Source organism: Agrobacterium sp. 22-221-1, assembly GCF_053522445.1.
Genome location: NZ_JBNWCL010000039.1, coordinates 2,501 through 6,427 on the forward strand (window position 1 = coordinate 2,501; position 3,927 = coordinate 6,427).

General features: G+C 52.2%; 1 tRNA gene and 2 rRNA genes. All 3 read left to right on the forward strand.

Features of this window, described 5'->3' with window-relative positions:
* Positions 1 to 465 precede the first annotated feature (465 nt).
* The 3 genes from ACQZ5N_RS26245 (at position 466) to ACQZ5N_RS26255 (ending at position 3,923) form a co-directional block, all read left to right on the forward strand.
* Positions 466 to 3,262, forward strand: a 23S ribosomal RNA gene (locus tag ACQZ5N_RS26245).
* Between the two features lie 368 nt (positions 3,263 to 3,630).
* Positions 3,631 to 3,745: ribosomal RNA gene (gene rrf, locus ACQZ5N_RS26250) — 5S ribosomal RNA — on the forward strand.
* Positions 3,746 to 3,846: 101 nt separating this feature from the next.
* A tRNA-Met gene (locus ACQZ5N_RS26255) sits at positions 3,847 to 3,923 on the forward strand.
* The last annotated feature ends 4 nt before the right edge of the window (positions 3,924 to 3,927 follow it).

A 3,927-nucleotide genomic window follows, 5' to 3' on the forward strand; every position in this document is an offset into this window, starting at 1 on the left:
CTGCGAATTGTCTTCTGAAGAAATAAAAGTTTGCATCGTCCTGCTAAGGATTGATGCCTGTTCTGAATACATTGTGAAGAGAAGATATGTCTGGAAGCTTCCAGGTGTTTTAAGCCCTTGTGGTTTGAAGCGTCCGAGCCCAGTCCCAGAGAAACCATGAGATGGCTTAGTCGGCCGGAATTGGCGGAGGGATTGGAGGTAGGAAGGAAAGCTTGTCCGAGGCATTTTTGTTGTTGGAACCTCGGTTCCTCTGATGAAGATGCTGGATTGGTGTTGCCTGACCGCGCATCACCGGATGATATCTCGAGAAGCTGGTCTTAATGGTATGGCTTCGAGGTGCACCGGCGTGCCCTCAAAGAAGACCGTACCGACACGTCGATGTCATCAGGAAATGATCTGATTGTAAAAGGTAATCAGGTTGCCGTTCCTTTGGAACGGCTATGGATGAGCATAGACAATGAGAACGAAGAAGTGAATTAAGGGCATTTGGTGGATGCCTTGGCATGCACAGGCGAAGAAGGACGTGATACGCTGCGAAAAGCCGTGGGGAGCTGCGAATAAGCTTTGATCCATGGATCTCCGAATGGGGCAACCCACCTTAAATGCTTGGAAAATCCAAACCGTCTTCGACGGCTTGGGTTTCCAAGCATTGTGATAAGGTATCTTACTTTCGAATACATAGGGGTAAGAAGCGAACGCAGGGAACTGAAACATCTAAGTACCTGCAGGAAAGGACATCAACCGAGACTCCGCAAGTAGTGGCGAGCGAACGCGGACCAGGCCAGTGGCAATGATGAATAAAGCGGAACGATTTGGAAAAGTCGGCCATAGAGGGTGATAGCCCCTTACGCGTAGAACAGTCATTGTCCTTGAGTAGGGCGGGACACGTGAAATCCTGTCTGAACATGGGGAGACCACTCTCCAAGCCTAAGTACTCGTGCATGACCGATAGCGAACAAGTACCGTGAGGGAAAGGTGAAAAGCACCCCGACGAGGGGAGTGAAATAGAACCTGAAACCGGATGCCTACAAACAGTCGGAGCCCGCAAGGGTGACGGCGTACCTTTTGTATAATGGGTCAACGACTTAGTGTAACTAGCAAGCTTAAGCCGGTAGGTGTAGGCGCAGCGAAAGCGAGTCTGAATAGGGCGATTGAGTTAGTTGCATTAGACCCGAAACCGAGTGATCTAGCCATGAGCAGGCTGAAGGTTGGGTAACACCAACTGGAGGGCCGAACCCATAACTGTTGCAATAGTTCGGGATGACTTGTGGCTAGGGGTGAAAGGCCAATCAAACTCGGAAATAGCTGGTTCTCCGCGAAATCTATTTAGGTAGAGCGTCGACCGAATACCCTCGGGGGTAGAGCACTGGATGGGCTATGGGGACTCACCGTCTTACTGATCCTAACCAAACTCCGAATACCGAGGAGTACTAGTCGGCAGACACACGGCGGGTGCTAACGTCCGTCGTGAAAAGGGCAACAACCCTGACCTCCAGCTAAGGTCCCCAAGTCATGGCTAAGTGGGAAAGGATGTGAGGATCCCAAAACAACCAGGATGTTGGCTTAGAAGCAGCCATCATTTAAAGAAAGCGTAACAGCTCACTGGTCTAAATAAGGGTCTTTGCGCCGAAAATGTAACGGGGCTAAAGCCATGCACCGAAGCTGAGGATTTGCACTTTGTGCAAGTGGTAGCGGAGCGTTCCGTAAGTCTGTGAAGGCGGACCCGTGAGGGCTGCTGGAGATATCGGAAGTGCGAATGTTGACATGAGTAACGATAAAGGGAGTGAGAGACTCCCTCGCCGAAAGACCAAGGGTTCCTGCTTAAAGTTAATCTGAGCAGGGTTAGCCGGCCCCTAAGACGAGGCGGACACGCGTAGTCGATGGGAACCACGTTAATATTCGTGGGCCTGGTGGTAGTGACGGATCTCGTGTGTTGTTCAACCTTATTGGATTGGTTGGGCGGCGAAGAGGTTCCAGGAAATAGCTCCACCGTATAGACCGTACCCGAAACCGACACAGGTGGTCAGGTAGAGTATACCAAGGCGCTTGAGAGAACTATGTTGAAGGAACTCGGCAAATTGCACGCGTAACTTCGGAAGAAGCGTGACCCTTTTGTACGCAAGTATGATGGGGTGGCACAGACCAGGGGGTAGCGACTGTTTATCAAAAACACAGGGCTCTGCGAAGTAGCAATACGACGTATAGGGTCTGACGCCTGCCCGGTGCTGGAAGGTTAAAGGGAGGGGTGCAAGCTCTGAACTGAAGCCCCAGTAAACGGCGGCCGTAACTATAACGGTCCTAAGGTAGCGAAATTCCTTGTCGGGTAAGTTCCGACCTGCACGAATGGCGTAACGACTTCCCCGCTGTCTCCAACATAGACTCAGTGAAATTGAATTCCCCGTGAAGATGCGGGGTTCCTGCGGTCAGACGGAAAGACCCCGTGCACCTTTACTATAGCTTTACACTGGCATTCGCCAAGGCATGTGTAGGATAGGTGGTAGGCTTTGAAGCAGGGACGCCAGTTTCTGTGGAGCCATCCTTGAAATACCACCCTTATCTTCGTGGATGTCTAACCGCGGTCCGTTATCCGGATCCGGGACAGTGTATGGTGGGTAGTTTGACTGGGGCGGTCGCCTCCGAAAGAGTAACGGAGGCGCGCGATGGTTAGCTCAGACCGGTCGGAAATCGGTCGTCGAGTGCAATGGCATAAGCTAGCCTGACTGCGAGACTGACAAGTCGAGCAGAGACGAAAGTCGGTCATAGTGATCCGGTGGTCCCGTGTGGAAGGGCCATCGCTCAACGGATAAAAGGTACGCCGGGGATAACAGGCTGATGACCCCCAAGAGTCCATATCGACGGGGTTGTTTGGCACCTCGATGTCGACTCATCGCATCCTGGGGCTGGAGCAGGTCCCAAGGGTATGGCTGTTCGCCATTTAAAGCGGTACGTGAGTTGGGTTCAGAACGTCGTGAGACAGTTCGGTCCCTATCTGCCGTGGGTGTAGGAATATTGACAGGATCTGTCCCTAGTACGAGAGGACCGGGATGGACGTATCTCTGGTGGATCTGTTGTCCTGCCAAGGGCATAGCAGAGTAGCTATATACGGAATGGATAACCGCTGAAGGCATCTAAGCGGGAAACCAACCTGAAAACGAGTGTTCCCTATCAGAGCCGTGGAAGACGACCACGTTGATAGGACGGGTGTGGAAGCACAGCAATGTGTGAAGCTTACCGTTACTAATAGCTCGATCGACTTCTTCGTTCCCATTGAATATGTTCATCAAGCCAAGCTTGATGACATCATCTTCTGTCCTCACGGGCCAAAGGCCCTGCGGACGGCGCGCGCCATAAGGCGCGACGGACTGGCGTCCTGTATGGGAAACATACGGACAGGTCGCAGAAAGACGTGTTAAATTAAACGAAGCGAAAGCTTCCCAGCTTCTCGAAACAACAGTCATGTGAAAACATGAACTAGGTTGCTTTGGCCACCTGGTCCCTCATATCAGAGACGACCGTATGGCCGATTGGCGTCCCCCGTGAGCGACAAGTGAACGGGATAAGGCGTGCCAATCCAATAAAGAGCAACATATGTTCATGCGTTCCGCATGAACATATGTTGCGTTTTGCCGACCTGGTGGTTATCGCGGGGCGGCTGCACCCGTTCCCATTCCGAACACGGCCGTGAAACGCCCCAGCGCCAATGGTACTTCGTCTCAAGACGCGGGAGAGTAGGTCGCTGCCAGGTCTGCAAAACGCAACACAAAATCTTCTCATTCACAAAAGGGGCAAAAAGCCCAAATCAAAAAGGCCGCAAATGCGGCCTTTATGCTATAATAAAACTATCAACGCGGGGTGGAGCAGCCCGGTAGCTCGTCAGGCTCATAACCTGAAGGCCGCAGGTTCAAATCCTGCCCCCGCAACCACCGA